The 21,539-nt window shown below is 63.2% G+C and carries 18 protein-coding genes; 11 read left to right on the forward strand and 7 right to left on the reverse strand.

The genetic code is table 11. The features are described 5' to 3' along the window. Positions 1-40: 40 nt before the first annotated feature. Complete coding sequence (locus AAXE93_RS09210; RefSeq protein WP_115132916.1) at positions 41-1,600, forward strand: ABC transporter substrate-binding protein; 1,560 nt, start codon at positions 41-43, stop codon at positions 1,598-1,600. Further along, positions 1,600-2,619 (forward strand): ABC transporter permease, encoded by a 1,020-nt coding sequence (locus AAXE93_RS09215; protein WP_390130175.1) that lies wholly within the window; start codon positions 1,600-1,602, stop codon positions 2,617-2,619. The genes AAXE93_RS09210 and AAXE93_RS09215 overlap by 1 nt, the downstream gene beginning before the upstream one ends. On the opposite strand, the gene AAXE93_RS09220 is transcribed toward AAXE93_RS09215, so the two are convergent. Next, positions 2,613-4,259 carry an alpha/beta hydrolase gene (locus tag AAXE93_RS09220; RefSeq protein WP_390130177.1) on the reverse strand — a complete coding sequence of 549 codons (1,647 nt, stop codon included), beginning with the start codon at positions 4,257-4,259 and terminating at the stop codon, positions 2,613-2,615. The two genes, AAXE93_RS09215 and AAXE93_RS09220, sit on opposite strands and share 7 nt — an antisense overlap. Positions 4,260-4,264: 5 nt before the next feature. Between AAXE93_RS09220 and AAXE93_RS09225 the strand changes: the two genes are divergently transcribed. After that, the gene (locus tag AAXE93_RS09225) at positions 4,265-5,536 is read left to right on the forward strand and encodes an MFS transporter (protein WP_390130252.1); all 1,272 of its coding nucleotides are present in this window, start codon (positions 4,265-4,267) and stop codon (positions 5,534-5,536) included. 238 nt (positions 5,537-5,774) lie between these two features. After that, on the forward strand, positions 5,775-6,017 hold the full coding sequence (locus tag AAXE93_RS09230) for a hypothetical protein (RefSeq protein WP_390130180.1): 243 nt from the start codon (positions 5,775-5,777) through the stop codon (positions 6,015-6,017). 95 nt (positions 6,018-6,112) lie between these two features. Here the strand turns inward: AAXE93_RS09230 and ychF are convergent, their stop codons facing one another. After that, positions 6,113-7,204: a redox-regulated ATPase YchF gene (ychF, locus tag AAXE93_RS09235; RefSeq protein ID WP_390130182.1), complete on the reverse strand. Its 1,092-nt coding sequence runs from the start codon at positions 7,202-7,204 to the stop codon at positions 6,113-6,115. Positions 7,205-7,255: 51 nt separating this feature from the next. On the opposite strand from ychF, the gene AAXE93_RS09240 reads away from it, so the two are divergent. Genes AAXE93_RS09240 through AAXE93_RS09255 form a run of 4 tightly spaced genes read left to right on the forward strand, consistent with a single transcriptional unit; the run spans position 7,256 to position 13,198 of the window. After that, positions 7,256-8,422 (forward strand): efflux RND transporter periplasmic adaptor subunit, encoded by a 1,167-nt coding sequence (locus AAXE93_RS09240; protein ID WP_390130185.1) that lies wholly within the window; start codon positions 7,256-7,258, stop codon positions 8,420-8,422. A gap of 24 nt (positions 8,423-8,446) precedes the next feature. Beyond that, the gene (gene polA / locus AAXE93_RS09245; protein ID WP_390130186.1) at positions 8,447-11,407 is read left to right on the forward strand and encodes a DNA polymerase I; all 2,961 of its coding nucleotides are present in this window, start codon (positions 8,447-8,449) and stop codon (positions 11,405-11,407) included. Between the two features lie 46 nt (positions 11,408-11,453). Beyond that, positions 11,454-12,935 carry a cysteine--tRNA ligase gene (cysS, locus tag AAXE93_RS09250; protein ID WP_390130188.1) on the forward strand — a complete coding sequence of 494 codons (1,482 nt, stop codon included), beginning with the start codon at positions 11,454-11,456 and terminating at the stop codon, positions 12,933-12,935. 35 nt (positions 12,936-12,970) lie between these two features. Then, positions 12,971-13,198, forward strand: a complete 228-nt coding sequence (locus AAXE93_RS09255) for a hypothetical protein (RefSeq protein ID WP_115008620.1) — start codon at positions 12,971-12,973, stop codon at positions 13,196-13,198. A gap of 21 nt (positions 13,199-13,219) precedes the next feature. On the opposite strand, the gene AAXE93_RS09260 is transcribed toward AAXE93_RS09255, so the two are convergent. Next, positions 13,220-14,539: a sodium-dependent transporter gene (locus AAXE93_RS09260; RefSeq protein ID WP_390130190.1), complete on the reverse strand. Its 1,320-nt coding sequence runs from the start codon at positions 14,537-14,539 to the stop codon at positions 13,220-13,222. A 79-nt stretch (positions 14,540-14,618) separates the two neighbouring features. Between AAXE93_RS09260 and AAXE93_RS09265 the strand changes: the two genes are divergently transcribed. From AAXE93_RS09265 to AAXE93_RS09275, 3 genes are all read left to right on the forward strand, one after another. Then, positions 14,619-15,866, forward strand: a complete 1,248-nt coding sequence (locus tag AAXE93_RS09265; protein ID WP_390130194.1) for a 1-deoxy-D-xylulose-5-phosphate reductoisomerase — start codon at positions 14,619-14,621, stop codon at positions 15,864-15,866. A 2-nt stretch (positions 15,867-15,868) separates the two neighbouring features. Then, complete coding sequence (locus tag AAXE93_RS09270) at positions 15,869-16,231, forward strand: ferredoxin (protein WP_390130197.1); 363 nt, start codon at positions 15,869-15,871, stop codon at positions 16,229-16,231. A 222-nt stretch (positions 16,232-16,453) separates the two neighbouring features. After that, positions 16,454-17,599 (forward strand): fatty acid desaturase, encoded by a 1,146-nt coding sequence (locus tag AAXE93_RS09275; protein ID WP_390130199.1) that lies wholly within the window; start codon positions 16,454-16,456, stop codon positions 17,597-17,599. Positions 17,600-17,634: 35 nt separating this feature from the next. On the opposite strand, the gene AAXE93_RS09280 is transcribed toward AAXE93_RS09275, so the two are convergent. The 4 genes from AAXE93_RS09280 to AAXE93_RS09295 are packed head-to-tail and all read right to left on the reverse strand — an operon-like array spanning position 17,635 to position 21,522. Continuing rightward, the gene (locus AAXE93_RS09280; RefSeq protein WP_390130202.1) at positions 17,635-18,666 is read right to left on the reverse strand and encodes an alpha/beta fold hydrolase; all 1,032 of its coding nucleotides are present in this window, start codon (positions 18,664-18,666) and stop codon (positions 17,635-17,637) included. After that, positions 18,666-20,087 (reverse strand): NAD(P)(+) transhydrogenase (Re/Si-specific) subunit beta, encoded by a 1,422-nt coding sequence (locus AAXE93_RS09285; protein ID WP_115161301.1) that lies wholly within the window; start codon positions 20,085-20,087, stop codon positions 18,666-18,668. Before AAXE93_RS09285 ends, AAXE93_RS09280 begins: the two co-directional genes overlap by 1 nt. Further along, positions 20,087-20,383, reverse strand: a complete 297-nt coding sequence (locus AAXE93_RS09290) for an NAD(P) transhydrogenase subunit alpha (RefSeq protein WP_011364925.1) — start codon at positions 20,381-20,383, stop codon at positions 20,087-20,089. The genes AAXE93_RS09285 and AAXE93_RS09290 overlap by 1 nt, the downstream gene beginning before the upstream one ends. Then, positions 20,383-21,522, reverse strand: a complete 1,140-nt coding sequence (locus tag AAXE93_RS09295) for a Re/Si-specific NAD(P)(+) transhydrogenase subunit alpha (protein ID WP_390130205.1) — start codon at positions 21,520-21,522, stop codon at positions 20,383-20,385. The genes AAXE93_RS09290 and AAXE93_RS09295 overlap by 1 nt, the downstream gene beginning before the upstream one ends. Positions 21,523-21,539 lie beyond the last annotated feature (17 nt).

Genomic DNA, 21,539 nt, shown 5'->3' on the forward strand with positions numbered 1-21,539 from the left:
CACCGATCGCCCCACGAGATTGACGTGCGGTGGCGCGCTGATGGCCCTGGCCCTCACCATCACCCAGATGGGGTGTCAGGCCCCGCCCCCCACCAGCCGCATCACGGTGGCCTCTGCAGGGCGAATCAGTTCCCTGGATCCAGCCCAGGCCAGCACCCTCGGCGCCACGCAGCTGATCAGCGCCCTGGGGGATCCGCTCTATCGCCTCAGGCGGGATGGCTCCCTGGAACCTCGCCTGGCGGCATCGGCCCCGGTTCTCAGTGATAGCGGTCGCACCGTCACGGTTCCCCTGCGCACCGATGTGCGTTTTCACGATGGAACGCCGTTCAATGCCGCAGCCATGGCCTTCAGCCTGCGGCGTTTCCTCGAGATCGGAACCCTCAGCTATGTGGTGGGCGATCGGATTGCGGCAGTGGAGGAAGCCGACAGCCACACCCTGCGGCTGCGCCTCAGTCGCCCCTCCACATCCCTGCAGGGCCTGCTGACATCGATCAACCTCACCCCGATCTCACCAACGGCTTACAGCAACCACCAGGACCGTTTTCTGCACGACCGCTTTGTGGGGACAGGCCCCTACCAACTGACCCGCTTCAGCGAACATCAGCAACGCTTGGAGCCCTTTGCCCAGTACTGGGGTGAGGCGCCGCGCAACAACGGCCTCGATCTGATCACGCTGAGCAACTCCACGGCGCTCTACGGGGCATTGCGCAGTGGCGAGGTGGATCTGCTGCTCTCCGCCTCGATCGACGAAGACCAGCGCCACACCCTGCATGAACGGGCCAGCGCGGGGGAGCTGCACGAGTCGGTGGGTCCGGCGATGGAGATCGGCTACATCACCCTGCTGAGCAACCGGGAGCCATTCCAAGACCCCAAGCTCAGGCAGGCCCTGGCCGTCAGCCTGAACCGACGCGAGATCAGTGAACGGGTGAGCTACGGGCTGCGCCGTCCGCTACGGGCGCTGGTGCCCCCCAGCCTGGCCGGTGGCGCCATGGCCCAATGGCCCGAACACAACCCCGAGCAGGCCCGCGAGCTGCTGCAGGCAGCGGGCTACTGCAATGGCAGCACCCTGCGCTTTCCGCTCACCTTCCGCTCCAATGTGCCCGCCGACAAATTGCTGGCCCTCACCTGGCAGGCCCAGGTGCAACGGGACCTCTCGGACTGCCTGGTATTGGATCTCGATGGCGTCGAGTCGACCACCATCTACCGCCAGCTGGGGGAAGGTGCCTTCAAAGCCGTGATGCTGGATTGGCGCGGCAGCTACCCCGATCCGGAGGCCTATCTGACGCCGCTGTTGAGCTGCACCTCGGTGGAGGGCAACATCTGCACGGATGGAGAAGCAGCCATCAGCGGCAGCTTCTGGAGTGCCCCCGGATTGCAGACCGCCCTGCTGAACTCCGACACGCTGATGGGTGATGCCCGCCGCACCGCCCTGGACCGTGTGGACCATCTCTCCGCCGACGGTGCCGCCTACATCCCCGTCTGGCTGGATTCACCTCGGGCCTGGGCCCAGCTGAACCTCAACCCTCCACGATTTGATGGCAGTGGTCAGCTGATGCTCGCTGAGCTGGAGCGCCGCCAGGACGGAGCAATGAACAACTGATGGGACGCGCCCGAGACCTCGCCCGCTACAGCGCCACCCGCCTCGCCCTGGCGCCATTGATGCTGTGGCTGATCGCCAGCCTGGTGTTCCTGTTGCTGCGCGTCGCCCCAGGGGATCCCGTGGATGCAGTACTCGGCAGCCGTGCCCCCGCCGCCGCCAAAGCCGCGATGCGGGCTCGGCTGGGCCTGGATCAATCGTTGCTGGATCAGTACCTCAGCTACCTCAACGGCTTGATCCACGGCGATCTGGGAGAAGCCCTGATCAACCAGGAGCCGGTTCGAACCATCATCGGCAGAACCCTGCCCGCCAGCCTGGAGCTGAGCGTGATCGCCTTGGTGTTGGCTGCTGTGGTGGGGCTGAGCATTGGCTTCAGTGGCATTGCCCGGCCCGAGGGAAAGATCGACCTGGGCGGACGCCTCTACGGATTGGGCACCTATGCCCTGCCGCCCTTCTGGGTGGCCATGCTGGCGCAGCTGGTGTTCGCTGTCAGCCTGGGCTGGTTGCCGGTGGGCGGGCGCTTCCCCCCCAGCCTTCTCCCCCCCGAGGGCAGCGGCTTTTTCCTGCTGGACAGCGCTCTGCAGAACAACTGGGCCGCTTTTCGAGGCACCGTGCGTCACCTGATCCTGCCCGCGGGGACCCTGGCTCTGCTGCTCAGCGGCACCTTCACGACCGCCCTGCGACTGAACCTGCGACGCACCCTGCGCGGCGACTACGTGGAAGCGGCGCGCAGCCGCGGCCTCAGTGAGCGCCAGGTGATCCTGCGCCACGGGCTGCCCAATGCCTTGCTGCCGGTGCTCACCATTGCTGGCATCACCGTGGCCTCCTTGATTGGTGGAGCCCTGCTGATTGAAGTGACCTTTTCCTGGCCAGGCATTGCCTTGCGGCTGCAGGAAGCCATCAACCAGAGGGACTACCCCGTCGTTCAGGGGATCGTGGTGGTGATCGCCGCCCTGGTGGTGCTGGTGAGTGTTGCCGTTGACCTGCTGGTGGCCAGCCTCGATCCACGGGTGCGCTACTGATCCAGCAGCTGCTGGACCCTGCGACGGCCCAAACGATGCCAGCGCGTCTTGGAACTGGCGTCCATCAGGTGAACCGCATCGTTGCTGGGTGACGGGGAGTTCAGAGAATCAAGAAAACGGATGACTTCATGGGCAATCACCCGTTGAACCCTGAGGGGATTGACGCCCACCAACTCTTCGCCGAGCCGGAAGATGTCGTCCCCCTCTGACGCCTTGCCCTGGCCATCCACACGAATCGGCGAAAAGTGACTGGCCCCCTCCACCACCACCACCCGGCTGGCGGGATGCTCCGCCAATCCAGCCAAAAGAGCCAGCTGCTCATCCAGAGGAGGGGTGATCAGATCAAGGGTCCCACCCACCATCAACAGTGGAATCGGCAACGTCCGACTGGCCCGGTGCGGCCAGATCAACCCGCCAAAGCTGTTGAGCCCCACCACCGCCCGGGGCGGCGGGTCCATCACTTTGCTCTCCAGCACACGGCCTGCCGCCAGTTCGCACTGAAGCAATTCCGACAGGTTGGTGAGGGGCAAGCCAGCAAGGGCGGCTTCACAGCGCTGGGCCATCCCGGGCACCAGCTCCGCCCCACTGGCCAGGAGAGCCGTTAGGGCACCCAGGGAATGCCCCATCAGCACCACCTCGGTTCCGGGGATGTTCAGATCGCCCCGTTGCTGCGCCTCAACCACCGCCGCCAGGTCAGCCAAGCGATCACGAAGCGCTGCGGCACCATCGAACGACTGCCGCCCCTCGAGCAAACCCTGAACAGCCGCGGCATCGCTGCCGGGATGCTCAAGCACCAGCACGGGCCAGCCCGCGTGCATCAGCGAACGCGCCAGCCAGTGGAAGTGGTTGGGGTCCCCGCCCAGCCCCGGCATCATCAAAACCCAGGTCCGGTCCACACGAGGCGACTGGGGAATCCAACGTTCCAGCCGCAATGGCCGCGAACGATGGCCCACCACAAGCGTTGCGTGACGGGGAGCATCAGCCGAGGCAGAACGCTCCCTGCCCTGAAGGGGCTGAAGCCGAGCCTCCTCCTGAGCCAAAGCCCGCATCAAGGCCTGATGACGCTTCAATTCCAACCGCCAGCGGTTGGAAGCAGCCACCAACGCATCCAGATCAAGACACAACTGCGGGGTGGGCAACCCCTCCAACACATCCAGCGTTGAAACGGTTTCCTGCCGTTCAAGCAGCTGCTCCAGCGTGGACAGCACCAGCGAACGGTTGATGCGCTGTCCGTCCTCCACGCGAATCAATTCCCCCAGCGCATCCAGTAGCGGACCCGCCCCCCAGCTGCTGAGCAGCTGACGCCCGAGGCTGCGGCGGGAGAGCACCGGAGCCTGGAGCAGACGGATCAGCCCCTCGCGGTTCTCGGGGGCGAGAAGCCCCATCCAGGTGGACAGCTCCGATCGCGAGAGCTGCGCTGGATCAGCCGTCGGCGAGCGCACAAATGCTCCGAGTTCCTCCACCGAAACCGGAAGAACCACGCCGTCGATCTTGACCTCCACACGTTCTGTGGAGCCAACAGGCCACGATCCGCACGTGGTGAGCAGCAGACTGCCCACCAAGCCCATCGCGATGCATCGTCCTGTTAAGCGTCCGCGCAGCAACGCCTGACCCTCTGCGGTGGTGGAACCAGTTTCCATCACCCCTGAGAAATGTCACCCGACTGAGGTTCCTGGCGTCCATCGGTGCCGGCGGGGTGATGTTCATGACGCCGCTGATCTTTCATGCGATCGACTTCTCAGCGCGTGAAGTGGGAAGCGGCCTGGCCGTCTCTGCCCTGATCGGCACGGTGGTGCGCCTGCTGAGCGGCGCAATGCTCGATCGCGGCATCCGCTGCTCCTGGCCGGTGAGAGGCACAACCCTGTTGGCCATTGCAGCTGATCTGATCCTGCTGCAGGCTGACAACTACAACAGCTACTTGCTCGGGCAACTGCTGCTGGGCTGTGCGGCGGGTCTGTACTGGCCTGCCATCGAATTGGCCGTTCCCCTCAGTTGCGGCAACCTTCCCTCCGGGCGGGGCTACGCCCTGGTGCGCAGTGCCGATGCCCTCGGCATCGGCATCGGCACGCTGATCGGAACCGCTGCCGCCACCCTTGGAATCCTGCGGACGGTGTACATCGTTGAAGCAGTGTGCATGGGCGCTGTGTTGGTGCTGATCAGCCTTGTTCCGCTCCAGGACGGTCCGCCCTACCGCAACCTCAGCAGCAACAGCCCAGCGCCGGTTGGTCAACGGCCACGGCCAACAACCCGACTGCCTTGGTTGCTTCCCCTGCTGCCGGTGCTGCTGATCAGTGTGGTAGCCACAGGGATCCTGGCCCTTCAACAAAGTGCGCTTCCCCTCGATCTGGTGCGCGGCGGGCTAGCGCGACCGGCCCTGAGCGAAAGCCACAGCAGTGCCCTGATCGCACTTCAGTTGACCTTGCTGGTGAGCCTGCAGTGGCCGGTGGGCCGTTGGCTGGCGGAGCGAAGCGTTGCCTTCGGCCTCGGCTTGAGCCTGGCGGGCTTCAGTCTGGGCTGCAGCCTGATTGCTCTCTCCTCCCTGTTCGAGAACGGAACGATCCTGGTGCTGGCAGCCCTGCTGCCAATGGCCTTCGCCCAGGCCGCTTTCCTGCCCACGGCCACAGAAGCCGTCATTGAAGAGACGCCACCGGAACACCGGGGTTTGGCGATGGCGCTGTTTTCCCAGTGCTTCGCCATCAGCGCCATTGTGGCCCCCCTGGCTGGAGGAGCCCTGCTGGACCTTCAAAACAGTGGCCTGCTGCTCTGGCTGCTGATGGGTGGGGCCTGCCTGGTCGTGCTCCCCAGCCTTCGCAGCCTCAAGCCGCGCTACGGGGCGACAGCAACAGGCCAGGACATTGCCCTGCCGGAACAACAACGCTTTGATGCTCTGGCTGGGAGTTCAGGTCAACAACATTAATAAGAACTGACGCCAGAGGATGAAGTCCATCCGAGGACCAAGAGAAAGCCATCTCTCAGATAGATGCTGAAGATAAATACTGAAGAAGACCTGACTACTCTTGCCCTACCAATTAATCTCAACCAGAGACAGATGTCCACATTTTATAAACTTTGCAAGGAATGATCAGCCGCCAAACTGTGCTAGCCCCAACACTGCAAAAGCAAGATCAGATCGCTCAATGAAATGGTTCATAGCAATGCTGCTTGCCGTCTTTCTTTCGCCGCTTGCCAAAGCCGCACAGCACGATGAATGGGCATTGGTAGCTCATGGAGAGAGGAAGAAGGCGGCTTACCTGGTTCTGAGGACAATCACCCAGGAGATCGAACTCATTCCAGTTGAATCTTTGAATCAATGCGAGGAAATTGGACGTGGGATCATGAACAGTGGAAAGTTGAGCAAGTTCCTCAAGGGATACAAATGCATTCCGGGCTTGCTCTAAACGAACCATTAGAGATCACTGAATTTTCCCCAATCAAGCACTCTTGAACAGTCAAAGAGCGCTAGAGGGAATGCCTAGGGAATCAAATACTTTGACTAAACGTTGAACAGGAACTCCATCACATCGCCTTCATCCACCACATACTGTTTTCCTTCACTGCGCAGCCAACCCTTGTTGCGGGCTTCCGCCAGTGAGCCAGCTTCCAGCAGCTTCTCCCAACCGATGGTCTGAGCGCGGATGAAGCCCCGCTCGAAATCGGTGTGAATCACACCGGCAGCCTGCGGAGCGGTCATCCCGGCTTTGAACGTCCAGGCCCTTGTTTCCTTTTCACCGGTGGTGAAGTAGGTGCGCAGGCCGAGCAATCGATAGGTGGCCCGAATCAGGCTTTGTAGTCCACCTTCCGTTACCCCGAGACCGTCCAGATAGTCCGCGGTTTCCTCATCTCCCAGTTCCACCAGCTCCGCTTCCACCTGGGCAGAGATCCGCACCGTTTCGGCACCTTCCTTGGCGGCCAGTTCAACCACCTCGCTGCAGAAGGCATTGCCCTCAGCCAGATCGTCTTCACTCACATTGGTGGCGTAGATGATCGGCTTGGCGGTTAAGAGCCCCAAGGGCTTGATCATCGCCGCTTCTTCCTCGTTCAGCTCGACGCTGCGAGCCGCACCACCGTTCTCGAGCACCGCCTGAATCCGTTTAAGAGCAGCATCTTCCACCTGCGCTTCTTTGCTGGTGCGCATCTGCTTCTTGAGACGCTCCCGGCGCTTCTCAATCTGAGCCAGATCCGCCAGACCCAGCTCAAGATTGATCACCTCCGCATCCCGGGAGGGACCCACTGACCCTGAAACGTGAATGACGTCATCGTCCTCGAAGCAGCGGATCACGTGAACGATCGCGTCCACCTCACGGATGTTGGCCAGAAACTTATTGCCCAGACCTTCGCCCTGGCTGGCGCCTTTCACCAGACCAGCAATGTCGACAAACTCCATCCGGGTCGGAATGGTGTCCTGGCTTTTGCTCAGTTTTGTGAGCCGGTCCAATCGTTCATCGGGCACCGCCACGGTGCCGACGTTGGGCTCGATCGTGCAGAACGGAAAATTGGCAGCCTGCGCCTGAGCGTTGGCGACCAACGCATTGAACAAGGTGGACTTGCCCACGTTGGGCAATCCGACAATTCCGGCTTTGAGCATCGGCGGAATCTACCGGCCAGCGGCGAGACTGCTGTGAAGTTTTGTGGGCCCATGCTGCAGTCCTTGCGCTCCCCGGCGTCCCCATCGCCTGAAGCAGAGCTGGCCTCAGTGGCAAAAGCACGATCCAGACGGCGCAAAACAGCAATGGTGGGAGTGCTGCTGCTGGCCCTCGGCGGGGGTGGGCTGCTGCTGCGTTTCGGTCCTGGGAGCAACCGTCAACGGGATCTGACGCCCTTCACCACCACAGCTGAACGCGGCGTGCTCTCTGGAGTGATCAGCGCCAGCGGCGAACTGCAGGCCCAGCAGAAGGTGAACGTGAGTCCGCGCCAGCCGGGTCTGCTGGCGGAGCTGATGGTGGATGAGGGGGATGTGGTGGAGAACGAGCAGGTGCTGGCGGTGATGGATCGCGGCGATCTCGATGATCGGCTGCAGGAGAAGCAGGCTCTGCTGCGTCAGGCCGACGCCAACTATCAGAACAAGAGGGAGGATTTCGAACGTCGCAGCCAGCTGTATGCCAGCGGCGCGCTCAGCGCTGACGACTTCAGTGATGCGCGCTTCGAGATGCTGGCCAGGCAGGCGGGTCTGGTGGCAGCCCGGGAACGGGTGGAGCAACTGGAACAGGAGAGCCGGGAAAAGACGATCCGCGCCCCCTTCTCAGGAACGATCACAGCGCGCTACGCCGAACCGGGGTCATTTGTGACCCCCACCACAGCCGCCTCGGCCACAGCCGGTGCCACCAGCGCCTCGATCGTTGAGCTCTCGCAAGGCTTGGAGGTGAGGGCCCGCGTTCCGGAAAGCGACATCGGCCGCATCCAGCCCGGCCAAACCGCCGAGATCAGGGTGGATGCCTATCCCGATGAGCGCTTCCAGGCAACGGTGAGTGAGGTTGCCCCCCGCGCCGCGAAAGAAAACAGCGTCACCTCCTTTGAAGTGAAGCTGAACTTCGTCAACCCGCAGAAGAAACTGAAGATCGGCATGACCGCCGACATCAATTTCCAAACCGGGCGCAGTGCGCCCGAAATCCTGGTGCCCACCGTGGCGATCACCCTTGAAGACGGCCAACAGGGTGTGTTGCTGGTGGATGAAAACCAGCAACCACGTTTTCAGCCGGTGGAACTGGGCAACAGCAGCGGCGACAAGACTGCGATCCTGAACGGTCTCGAATCAGGAACCCGCGTGTTCATCGATCTGCCCCCATGGGCCGATCGCCGCGATTGACCCACCCACACTTTCAACACCGTCATGCCCGAGGCCACCGCCAAGCCCCTTCTGCTGCTTGTGGATGGCCATTCCCTGGCATTCCGCAGCTTCTACGCCTTCAGCAAGGGGGGGGAAGGCGGTCTGGCCACCAAAGACGGCCGGCCCACCAGCGTGACCTACGGCTTTCTCAAAGCCCTGCTGGACAACAGCAAAACTCTGAAGCCCGAAGGCGTTGCCATTGCCTTCGACACAGCCGAGCCCACCTTCCGCCACAAGGCGGACGCCAACTACAAGGCCCACCGGGATGTGGCCCCTGAGGTGTTCTTCCAGGACCTCGAACAGCTGCAGCAGATCCTCGAAACGCACCTGCAGCTCCCCCTCTGCATGGCACCGGGCTACGAAGCCGACGATGTGCTGGGAACCCTGGCGAACCGAGCGGCCGACTCCGGATGGGGCGTGCGGATCCTCTCGGGAGACCGCGACCTGTTCCAGCTGGTGGATGACAGCCGCGACATCGCGGTGCTGTACATGGGTGGCGGCCCCTACGCCAAAAGCAGTGGCCCAACGCTGATCCGCGAAGAAGGGGTGCTCGGCAAGCTCGGCGTGATGCCCGACAAGGTGGTGGACCTCAAGGCCCTCACCGGGGACAGCTCCGACAACATCCCTGGCGTGCGTGGTGTTGGCCCCAAAACAGCCATCAACCTGCTGAAAGACAACAGCGACCTCGACGCGGTGTACGCCACCCTCGAGCAAGTGGAAGCCGAAGGGCCGAAAGCAAGCCGGGGCGCCATCAAAGGAGCTCTGAAAGGAAAGCTGCGCGCCGACCGCGACAACGCCTACCTGTCGCGCAAGCTGGCCGAGATCCTCGTCGATGTTCCCCTGCCCAAGGAACCCAGCCTGCCGTTGTCGTCGGTGGATGCCGACGGCCTGAGCAGCTGCCTGGAAGACCTCGAGCTCAACAGCCTGCTGCGCCAGGTGGGCGGCTTTGTGGCGGCCTTCTCCGAAGGGGGCTACGGGGCGAATGCGGAGGCCGCTGCAGCCAAGACCCCCCGGCGCTCAGCCACCACAGAACCAGCAGCTGCAGAAGCCGCAACCGAGCCGACAACCCAAGACGACGTGGGGCTGCCGGCCCTGAAGCCGCAGCTAATCCAGACCGAAACGGCCCTGGACGCCCTGGTGCAAAGGCTATTGGCCTGCACCGACAGCAGCCTGCCTGTGGCCTTCGACACCGAGACCACCGACCTCAACCCATTCCGCGCCGAACTCGTGGGCATCGGCATCTGCTGGGGAGAGGCCCTCGACGCACTCGCCTACATCCCGCTGGGTCACAAAGGCAGTGAAGACAGCAGCCCGGAGCAGCTGCCCTTGGAAACCGTGCTCACCGCCCTCGCCCCCTGGCTGGCCAGCAGCAACCACCCCAAGGCTCTGCAGAACGCCAAATACGACCGCTTGATCCTGTTGCGGCATGGCGTTGCCCTGGAGGGCGTCGTGATCGACACGCTGCTGGCCGATTACCTGCGGGATGCCGCAGCGAAACACGGTCTGGAGCTGATGGCCGAACGGGAATTCGGCTTCCAGCCCACCGCCTTCACCGATCTGGTGGGCAAGAAGCAAACCTTCGCCGATGTGCCGCTGGAGCCCGCCAGCCTGTACTGCGGTATGGACGTGCACGTCACCCATCGCCTCGCCCTGCTGCTGCGACGTCAGCTGGAGGTCATGGGTCCGCAGTTGCTGCCATTGCTGGAGCAGGTGGAGCAGCCGCTGGAACCGGTGCTGGCCCGGATGGAATCCACCGGAATCCGCATTGATGTGCCCTATCTCCAGGGCCTTTCCGAGGAGATGGGCTCCACCCTGCAGCAGCTGGAATCCGACGCCAAAGCAGCCGCTGGAGTGGACTTCAACCTGGCCTCACCCAAGCAGCTGGGGGAGCTGCTGTTCGACACCCTTGGCCTGGATCGCAAGAAATCCCGTCGCACCAAAACCGGCTTCAGCACCGACGCCACCGTGCTGGAGAAACTCGGCAACGACCACCCGGTGGTGCCCCTGGTGTTGGAGCACCGGGTGCTCAGCAAGCTCAAGAGCACGTACATCGACGCCTTGCCGCAGCTGGTGGAAGCGGAAACCGGGCGGGTCCACACCGATTTCAACCAGGCCGTAACGGCAACGGGGCGGCTGAGCAGTAGTAATCCCAACCTGCAGAACATTCCGGTGCGCACCGAGTACAGCCGCCGGATCCGCAAGGCCTTCCTGCCTCAGGAGGGCTGGACCCTGCTCAGCGCTGATTACTCCCAGATCGAGCTGCGCATCCTCACCCACCTCTCTGGAGAAGAGGTGCTGCAGGAGGCCTACCGCAGCGGCGACGACGTGCACGCGCTGACCGCCAGGCTGCTGCTGGACAAAGACGAAGTCAGCCCGGACGAGCGTCGGCTCGGCAAAACGATCAACTTCGGTGTGATCTACGGCATGGGAGCCCAGCGCTTCGCCAGGGAAACCGGCGTGAGCCAGAGCGAAGCCAAGGAGTTCCTGGCCAAGTACAAGCAGCGCTACCCGAAGGTGTTCGCCTTCCTCGAGCTGCAAGAGCGGCTCGCCCTTAGCCGCGGTTATGTGGAAACGATTCTCGGCCGCCGGCGGCCGTTCCACTTCGATCGCAACGGCCTGGGGCGGCTGCTTGGCAAGGACCCGCTGGAGATCGACCTAGACGTGGCCCGCCGCGGCGGCATGGAGGCGCAGCAACTGCGGGCGGCGGCCAATGCCCCGATTCAGGGCTCGAGTGCCGACATCATCAAAGTGGCGATGGTGCAGCTGCAAGACGCCCTGCAGCGTCAGGGCCTACCGGCCCAGCTGCTGCTGCAGGTGCACGACGAACTGGTGCTCGAGGTGGCGCCGGACGCCCTGGACGCCATCCGAGAGCTGGTGGTGCAGACCATGGAACAGGCCGTTGCGCTGAGTGTTCCCTTGGTGGTGGAGACCGGCGTCGGCGCGAACTGGATGGAGGCGAAATAAACGCAGCCGAACAGGCCGTAGCCTCAGCCGCAGCTTCTGAACGGCTGTGTCCCTGCGGCTCACCAACACCCTCACCCGCCGCACCGAGCCGTTCACACCCCTAACCCCGGGGAAGGCGAGCATCTATTGCTGCGGCGTGACGGTCTACGACCTCTGCCACCTGGGCCATGCCCGCAGCTACATCAACTGGGATGTGCTGCGCCGCTATCTGATCTGGCGCGGCCTCGAGGTGACCTTCGTTCAGAACTTCACCGACATCGACGACAAGATCCTCAAACGGGCCGGCGAGGAGAACTCCTCGATGACGGAGGTGAGCGAGCGAAACATTGCCTCGTTCCACCAGGACATGGACGCCCTGGGGATCTTGCGGCCCGACCGGATGCCCCGCGCCACCCAGTGCCTGGATGGCATCCGCGCACTGATCGGCGAACTGGAAGCCAAGGGTGCGGCCTACAGCGCTGAAGGGGATGTGTATTTCGCGGTGATGAAACATGCCGGTTACGGCAAGCTCAGCGGCCGCGATCTGAGCGAACAACAGGACAACGCCGCAGGGCGGGTGGCCGATGCCGAAGAGGCCCGCAAGCAGCACCCCTTCGATTTCGCGCTCTGGAAAGGGGCCAAACCCGGAGAACCCAGCTTCCCCTCCCCCTGGGGTGAGGGACGCCCCGGCTGGCACATCGAATGTTCAGCCATGGTGCGGGCGGAACTCGGCGACACGATCGACATCCACCTGGGTGGAGCCGACCTGGTGTTCCCACACCACGAAAACGAGATCGCCCAATCCGAAGCCGCCACCGGTCAAGACCTGGCCCGGGTGTGGATGCACAACGGCATGGTCAATGTTGGCGGGCAGAAGATGAGCAAGTCGCTCGGCAACTTCACCACCATCCGTGCGCTGCTGGAGAGCGGGGTCTCGGCGATGACCCTGCGCCTGTTTGTGCTGCAGGCTCACTACCGCAAACCCCTTGATTTCACCGCCGAGGCCCTCGAGGCCGCAGCCACCGGCTGGAAGGGTCTGAATGCAGCGCTGAGCCTTGGTGATCGCCACGGCGAGAGTCTCGGCTGGAGCACCGCCGCACCGCTCAGAGAGGGCGCCATGACGGCCGATGGAGGTCCAGCCGACACCGCTCTGGTGGAGCTCGAACAACGCTTCATCAGCTCCATGGACGATGACCTGAACAGCTCAGGCGGACTGGCAGTGCTGTTCGATCTGGCCAAGCCCCTGCGAGCCCTCGCCAACCGGCTGGAACGGGGGGAAGCCGCCGCCCTGCCTGAACCGGAGTTGAAGGATTTGGAAGGGCGTTGGCAGCTGCTGCGACACCTGGCGGCGGTGCTGGGACTGCGCTTGGAAGCGGAAGCCGCCACCAGCCTCGACGATGGCGCCATTGATGCAGCCATCGCGGCACGCAAGGCAGCGAAAGCAGCGAAGGATTACGCGGAGGCCGACCGGATCCGGGATGAGCTCGCCGCCCAAGGGGTGGAGCTGATCGACAAACCCGGCGGGGTGACGGAGTGGATCCGCGGCTGATCCCGGCAGACTGAACCCCGATCGTGTTGCTCCCCATGCTCTGGCTTAAGAAGCTGAACTTCATGGAAACCGCCAAGCTCGAGATGGAGCTGATGAAGGCCCTCGATGCCGGCGAGGATCTTGAGGCGAAGCTCACGGCTCAGAAGCAATTGGCCGCATCCACGGGCGATGCGGAGCAAGCCTGGAAAGCAGAGGTGTGGGACAAGATGCTGCAGAGGATTCGCAAGATGGAATCCATGCTCAATTCCTCGGATCAGCCGTAGGCACCCGCCAGGTGAATCCCCTCAGCTGGGGATCAGATCAATCACGCTGATCACCAGACCAACGGCGATCACCGGCGGCGAAATCCAGCGCAGCATCACCAGCAGAAAGCGCTGCAGCCAGATCGGGCTCCCCGAATGGCTGAGCTCCTCTTGAAAACGGGCGGGAAGCACCCAACCCAGCAACAGGGCCAGGAGCAAGCCCCCCAGAATCAGCAGCAGGCCCCCAAACACGGAATCCATCCAGCCGAGAACCTCCATGGAGGTGGCCGCGGGAAGACCGGCCACAAAGATCAACGCCGCGGACACCCAGACGGCCCGGGAGCGGCTCCACCCCAGGCGATCGATCAAACAGGCCACCGGCACCTCCAACAGCGACACCGCTGAGGTGATCGCTGCAATCAGGGCCAGAGCAAAAAAGAGCACCGCCACCAGCTGACCTGTGGCGCCCAGTGAGCCCAGGCCCGTGGGCAGCGCGATGAAGATCGTGCCCAGGGTGGAGCCACTGATCACATCCTGGAGGCCAAAGCTCATCACCACGGGGAAGGTGACCATGCCGGCCAGCAAGCCCACAGCGGTGTCCATCCCCACCACCGCCACTGCTTCCCGCGGCAGGTGGGCGCGCCGGCTCAGGTAGGCCGAATAGGCCAGGATGCAGCCGATGCCCGTGCCAATAGAGAAGAAGGCCTGAGTGAAGGCATTGCGAATCGTGGTGGGGTCCTGCAGCTGGCTGTTATCCCAGCGGAGCAGGAAGGTGCGATAGCCCTCCGAGGCCCCATCAAGACCAGCGGCCCATGCCGCAAGGCCAATCAGCAGCACAAACAACAGCGGCAGACCCCAGCGGGACAACCGCTCAATGCCTCTGCGCACGCCGGCCGCCACCACAGCAGCAGTCGCCACCAGACTGAGCAGCTGGCCGATCAAGGCGGAGCGGCCGCCACTGAGGCCGGCGAAAAAGGCTTCCGCTGAAGCGATATCCGCCGGGAGCCCCTGGGTGAGGGTCTGCACCAGGGTGGCCCCGGTCCACCCCATCAACACGGCATAGAAGGCCAGGATTCCACTGGCCGCCAGCACGAACAGCCAACCCATCGGCTGCCAACGGCGACCGGCGGCCGCCACTGGCGCGAGCAGGGGGCTTTGGCCGGTGCTGCGCCCCAGCACCATTTCGGCCACCAGCACCGGCAGGCAGACCAACAGCACAATCACCACGTAGAGCAGCAGGAAGGCGCCGCCACCTCCCTGGGAGGCGCGGTAGGCAAAGCCCCAGAGATTGCCCAGACCCACGGCACTGCCCGCAGCCGCAAGGACAAACCCCAGGCCCGATCGCCACTGTTCCTTCGCCATGCGCTCTCCACAAGCTGTCCGCCAGCTTGCCAGCGTTCAACGGTCCTGGTGGGAGACTTGTCGCAACTGCCGGAACAGCATGAAAGCCATCAGCGTGCTGGGATCCACCGGTTCGATCGGCACACAGACCCTCCAGATCGCTGAGGAGTTTCCGGAGCAGTTCCGCGTTGTGGCCCTGACGGCCGGCCGCAACCTGAAGCTGTTGGTTGACCAAGTTCAGCGGCATCGCCCTGAGGTGGTGGCCCTTGCCGATGCCGATCTCCTGCCCGAACTGAAGGAGCGTCTGCAGGACGCCGGCGTCACAGGCGCTGATGCACCCCAGCTGGTGGGAGGTGCTGACGGTCTCAACGTTGCTGCCGCCTGGGACAGCGCCGACCTGGTGGTGACGGGCATTGTTGGTTGCGCCGGTCTGTTGCCGACCCTGGCGGCGATCCGCGCCGGCAAAGACCTGGCTCTGGCGAACAAGGAGACGCTGATTGCAGCCGGCCCCGTGGTGCTGCCGGAGCTGAAGAAGAGCGGCAGCCGTCTGCTGCCGGCGGATTCGGAGCACTCGGCAATTTTCCAGTGCCTGCAGGGAACCCCCTGGGCTGAAAACGCACGCCTCTCCACCGGCGTGCCCACACCGGGGCTGCGCCGGATTCAGCTCACAGCCTCCGGCGGCGCCTTCCGCGACTGGACGGCCGCCGACCTTGAAAAAGCCACCGTTGCTGATGCCACCAGTCATCCCAACTGGAGCATGGGCCGCAAGATCACCGTGGATTCCGCCTCCTTGATGAACAAGGGGCTGGAGGTGATCGAAGCCCACTACCTGTTCGGCCTGGATTACAACCACATCGAGATCGTGATCCATCCCCAGAGCATCATCCATTCGATGATCGAGCTGGCGGATTCCTCCGTTCTGGCCCAACTGGGCTGGCCCGACATGAAGCTGCCGATCCTCTACTGCCTGAGCTGGCCCTCACGCCTGGAGACGCCATGGCGGCGACTGGACCTCACGGAAGTGGGTCAGCTCAGCTTCCGGGCCCCCGATCCCGCCAAGTACCCCTGCATGGAGCTGGCCTACGCCGCCGGACGCGCCGGCGGCACCATGCCTGCGGTGATGAATGCTGCCAACGAGGAAGCCGTGGCGCAGTTCCTCGAGGAGAAGATTCACTTCCTCGACATCCCCGCAGTGATCGAGGCCGCCTGCGAGCGTCATAAACCCGATCTGATGGCCCAACCTCAGTTGGACGACGTGCTGCGGGTGGATCAGTGGGCGCGAACCGCCGTGCGGGAACAGGTGAACCGCGGTGTGACCCGTTTGCCCATGGGAGCGCTCGCCGCTTAGGCATGCAACGGGTCAGCCATCACCTCCTGCTCTGCGCAACCGCCACCAAAGCCAAATGCTGCGATTCAGCGCTTGGAGCACAAACCTGGAATGAACTGAAGAGCGTTGTTCGCGAACTGAATCTCGAAAACACGGAACGCCCGGAGGGAATTGTTCTGCGCAGCAAAGCCGATTGCCTCAGGGTGTGCGAACGAGGGCCGATTCTTCTGGTCTGGCCAGACGGAATTTGGTACGCCGACGTTTCGCCTGATCGCGTCAAAAGAATCATCGAACAACACATCATCGGCAACCAACCCGTTGAAGAATGGATTCTCAAAAGAACACCATTCGAGACAACCACTGGCGCCCCTTCAGGCGAAATTTGATCGCAAATCAATCCAGCAAAGCATTAGCGAAAGGCTCAATTTGCGACCAAGGGAAGGAACTCTGAGCAAAAGGAGCTTGAAATCCAGCCGGAATTCCAAACAACGAAATCCGAACAATTGCTATTGAGCTCTGGAGCACCATGCGCCCACAGGTCGCAGCCCAGGCAATTATGATGAAAACCTTAAGCGCCGACAGATGGGCGCTTGTCTTGAGGCTTCCATTTGGCATTTGCAACTGCGACCCGACTCGCAAATCCAGCCCCTGAAGACAGCGCTGAATCAATCCTCTACCCGAGCAAGGCTGAGCTGCTCAGCGCCTTGCCAGCAGAGCTCTCCAAGCTAAGCCCAGCGAAGTCCTGGGCGAGCCTGGCCATGTCTGCTGGGCTTTCGCTTCTGGCCGTCGGCCTGGGAACCCTTCTCCCGCTCTCGGCAGCCGCCACCCCCCTCTGGCTCCTCTACGGCGTGATCACCGGCACCATCGCGATGGGCTGCTGGGTGATCGCCCATGAATGCGGCCATCACGCCTTCCACCCCAACCGCCGTATTGAAGGCGTTGTGGGCTTTGTTCTGCACAGCATTTTGCTGGTGCCGTATTACAGCTGGGCCCACAGCCATGCGGTGCACCACGCCCACTGCAATCACCTGGAACAGGGAGAAACCCATGTTCCGCCGCGGGCAACGTCACCGATGGGACGAACCACCGAACAGCTCAAGCAGAGGTTGAATCCCACCGTCTTCGGGATCATTTCTCTGTTCAATCACCTCGTAATTGGCTGGCAGCTTTATCTCTTCCTGGGCGCCACCGGCGGCGAGGACTACGACTCCCCCACCTCTCATTTCTGGAATCGCAAGCGCAATTTCAACGGCAAGCGCCGCCTTTTCCCGCAGTCTTTCGGCAAGTGGATGCTGCGATCCAACCTGGGATTGCTCGCCATGGTTGCCTTCTTGATCATCGCCTCAGTGCAGTTTTCCCTGCTGCGTGTGCTGTGCATCTACGGCCTGCCCTACCTGGTGATCAACATGTGGCTGACTACCTACACCTGGCTGCAGCACACCAACACCGATATCCCTCACTTCTCCAACGAAACCTGGACGTGGTCGAAGGGAGCCCTGCAAACGGTTGATCGTCCCTACGGGCCCATCCTCAACCTGCTGCACCATGGAATCGGTTCAACCCACGTGTGCCATCACGTGAATTCATCGATTCCGCACTACAACGCCTGGCGTGGAACTCAACTGCTGAAGCAGAGATTTCCTGAGCTGGTGCGCTACGACTCAACACCGATCCACAAAGCGCTGTGGAGGATTGCCACCCGCTGTGGTGGCGCTGTGTACCAGAACCCAAGCGATCGGGCCTACTACTACTGAAGCGATAGGGCCCCACAACATGTGGGAATCACGGCTTAACCAGGAACAACGTCCCTGAGCCAGGCCGCCGCCAGCTGGTCGCCCCAGCATCCGTCGCGGCCATGGAAGCCGTTGTGCCCTCCCCGTGGCGTGAACAAGGTGCGAATCGCAGCCTCCGGAGGCAGCGCCTCTGCGAGACCCATTGCAGAGGAAGCAGGAACCCAAGGATCATCCAGGGCCTGCAGCAGCAAGGTGGGCGGCATCGCTTTACAGGCGGGCACCAGATGCTGCAGGGGTGAAGCCTCGCGGTAGTAGGCCTCCACATCAGCAAACCCCCAGCGGGGAGCCGTCACGGCACTGTCGAACTCACGAATCGAACGAGGGGGCGTCGCCTGCAGCTGGGCTTCCTCGTCGGCGCTCACCCCAAATGGATCTGCCAGGGTCTGACGCACCAACCGCTTGAGCAGCCAGCGTTGGTAGACCCGATTGCGCGGTCGCTCGATCGAGGCGCTGCAGGCCGCCAGATCCAGGGGACTGCTGGCACAGAAGAGGCCATCAAGCACACCGGGGGAAGCCAGAGCGGCATTGAGCAGCATCGTGCCGCCCAGGGAGATGCCTGCCCCCAGCAGTGGGCGACCCGCCGCCAAGCTTCGAGCCCGAGCAATCACCGGCAGCAGATCGCTGTTGCAGCGTGCTGCATACGTGCCACCCGCAAGGTGGCGGCCTGGATCAGCACCGCGCAGGTTGAGGCGCAGCACTGCAAAACCGGCGACCTGGAGCGCCACACCCATCCGCCTCAGGCCTTCCCGGGAACTGGATCCACCCAGCCCATGGAGCAGCAAAACCAAGCCCTTGGGGTCCCCTTCCGGCAGATCGAGCAAGGCCAGCAACGACCCGGCAGCCGCCGCTCCACTGGGCAGGGCTGGCACGGGAATTTCAATCGGAACCCCTTGATCGTGGGGGAGATCCACCTCGCGCAGGGTGTCGCGCAGGGTTTGCAGGTCACCGCCTATCCAGGGCCAGCGCTGCTCAAACGACGGAACCCCCAGCCGCTCCCGCAGCTGGGGGTTATCCACGCCGCGGGCCATCACTTCTTGCCCAGTCCCAGATCCTTGAGTTCCACCAGGAGATCGCCGAGCACCTTCTTGGCATCGCCGAACAGCATCGAGGTGTTGGCCAGCTCGAACAGATCGTTCTTGATGCCGGAATAGCCAGCGCTCATGCCCCGTTTCACCACGAACACCGTGCGGGCGTCCTGCACATCCAGAACGGGCATGCCGTAGAGAGGCGAATTGGGGTCGTTCTTGGCCTGGGGATTGACCACATCATTGGCACCCAGCACCAACACCACGTCGGTGGCAGGGAACTCGGGATTGATCTGATCCATCTCCTGCAGCTGCTCGTAGGGCACATCGGCCTCAGCCAGGAGCACGTTCATGTGACCCGGCATACGACCGGCCACCGGGTGAATGGCATAGGCCACATCGATACCAGCGCTCTCCAGCACCCGAGTCACTTCCCTAAGCGTGTGTTGCGCCTGAGCCACGGCCAAGCCATAGCCCGGAACAATCACCACCCGTTCAGCAGCCTCAAGGGTGAGAGCGCACTCCTCAACACTGCAGCTGGTGATGTTGGTGTATTCACCGCCGCCACCGCCTGCGGCGGTCGTGGCACCCAGGGCGCCACCGAACAGCACAGACACCAGGGAACGGTTCATGCCGTTGCACATCACCTGGGTGAGGATCAGGCCAGCAGCACCAACCATGGCGCCGGCCACGATCAGCAACTGGCTGCCCACCACGAAACCGGCAGCAGCGGCAGCCACACCGGAATAGCTGTTCAGCAGGGAGATCACCACGGGCATGTCGGCGCCGCCGATCGGCAGCGTCACCCCGATTCCCAGCAGGCCGGAGGCCACCACCAGCAGCCAGAGGCCCGTGCTCGAATCAGCGTTGCGCAGCATCTCAACGGCACCCACAAGGGATGCCACCGCCAGCGCAATGTTCACGGCGTGGCGCGCCTTGCTCTGCATCCAAGCCGGCGTGGACAGCCAACCCTGCAGCTTGGCCATGGCCACGATCGAGCCGGTGAAGGTGATCGCTCCCACGAACACGGAGACAACGATCGACACCACGGCCACAGGGCCTGCCGCATCGAGGGCCGCCGGGTAAAGCGCAGCAGCCAGAGCCACCAGCAGTGACGACATGCCACCGCAGCCGTTGAAGAGGGCGACCGTCTCCGGCATGGAGGTCATCGGCACCCGCTGGGCGGTTATGGCGCCGAGCACACCACCCACCAACGTTCCGGCGATGATCCAGGTCCAGGCGGCGATGCTGATGCCGCTGGTGCCGAGGTAGTTGATCAGCAGACCCAGCACCGCAAGGCCCATGGCCACAGCGGCCAGCTGGTTGGCGCCCCTGGCGGAACGCACCTTGGAGAGACCTTTGATGCCGAGGGCCAGCAGCAGAACCGCAACCAGCTCGATCGCGTATTTGAGAAGGTCAGACATCAGCGGTTCTCCTTGCGAGCAGGCTTGCGGCTGAACATGGCCAGCATGCGATCGGTCACGAGGAAGCCCCCGATCACGTTGAACAGGGCAAAGCCCAGCGAGACGGAACCGAGCAGCAGCAGCACGGTGTTGTCGCCGGCTTTGATGATGGCGGTGAGTGCTGCCAACACGGTGATGCCCGAGATGGCATTGGCACCACTCATCAAGGGAGTGTGCAGGGTGGGGGGAACCTTGCCGATCAGCTCCAGCCCAAGCAGGCTGCCAAGCAGGAGAACCCAGAGGAATTCAACAAACATCAGTTGGCACCTGGGGTAAGGACATCGCCACGACGGATGGTGCCGTCCTGAGCGATCAGACAGCCGGCGATCAGTTCATCCTCGGGATCAAGGCTGAGGACGCCGTCCTTCAAGATGGGCTCCAGCAGAGCCATGAGGTTGCGGGCGTAGAGCGCACTGGCGTGATTGGGAACGCTGCAGGGCAGGTCGTTACCACCGATCAGCTTCACACCCTTGCGATCCACGGTCTTGCCAGGAACGGTGTCGGCACAGTTGCCGCCCTGGGCCACGGCCAGATCCACCACCACCGCGCCGGGGCGCATCCGATCGAGCATGTCTTCGCTGATCAAACGCGGAGCACGGCGGCCAGGCACCTGGGCTGTGCAGATGGCCACGTCGGCCTCCGCCAGCTGATCCGACAGCTGCTGACGCTGGGCCGCCAGGAAGGCATCGGAGGCCTGTTTGGCATAGCCACCGGATTCCGAAGGCTTGTCCTCCATTTCGGGAGGCTCAATGAAACGGGCGCCGAGGGATTCCACCTGCTCCTTCACCGCAGGTCTGATGTCACTGACGTAAACCACAGCACCCAGACGGCGCGCTGTGGCCACGGCCTGAAGGCCCGCCACACCGGCTCCAAGAATCACCACCTTGGCCGGCTGAACGGTGCCCGCCGCCGTCATCAGCATCGGGAAGTAACGGTCCAGCGCGGCGGAGGCCAGCAGCACCGACTTGTAGCCCGCGATGTTGGCCTGGGAGGAGAGCGCATCGGCGGACTGCGCCCGGCTGATCCGGGGCAACAGCTCGAGCGCCATGGCTGAGAGGCCGCTGCGCTTCAGGGCGTCCGTCAGCTCTTCGTTAGCGTAGGGGGAAAGAAGACCGACCACCAGCGCTCCCTGGCGCAAGCGGGCCAGGGTGGCTGCGCTCGGCGATTGAACACAGAGGAGAACGTCGGCCTGACCCCAGGCCGACGTGTCTTCTTTCTCAATGAGATCTGCGCCCTGCTCGGCGTAGGCCTCATCGAGGTATCCGGAGGGAGTACCGGCTCCGCATTCGACTGCGACGCTGCAGCCCAACGAGACGAATTTTTTGACCGTGTCCGGCGTTGCCGCGACCCGGGTTTCTCCCGGTGTCGACTCCACCGGTATCAGAAGTCTGGGCAAGGCGAACACAACCACCG

The sequence above is a fragment of the Synechococcus sp. HIMB2401 genome (genome assembly GCF_042883245.1).
GTDB lineage: Bacteria > Cyanobacteriota > Cyanobacteriia > PCC-6307 > Cyanobiaceae > Parasynechococcus.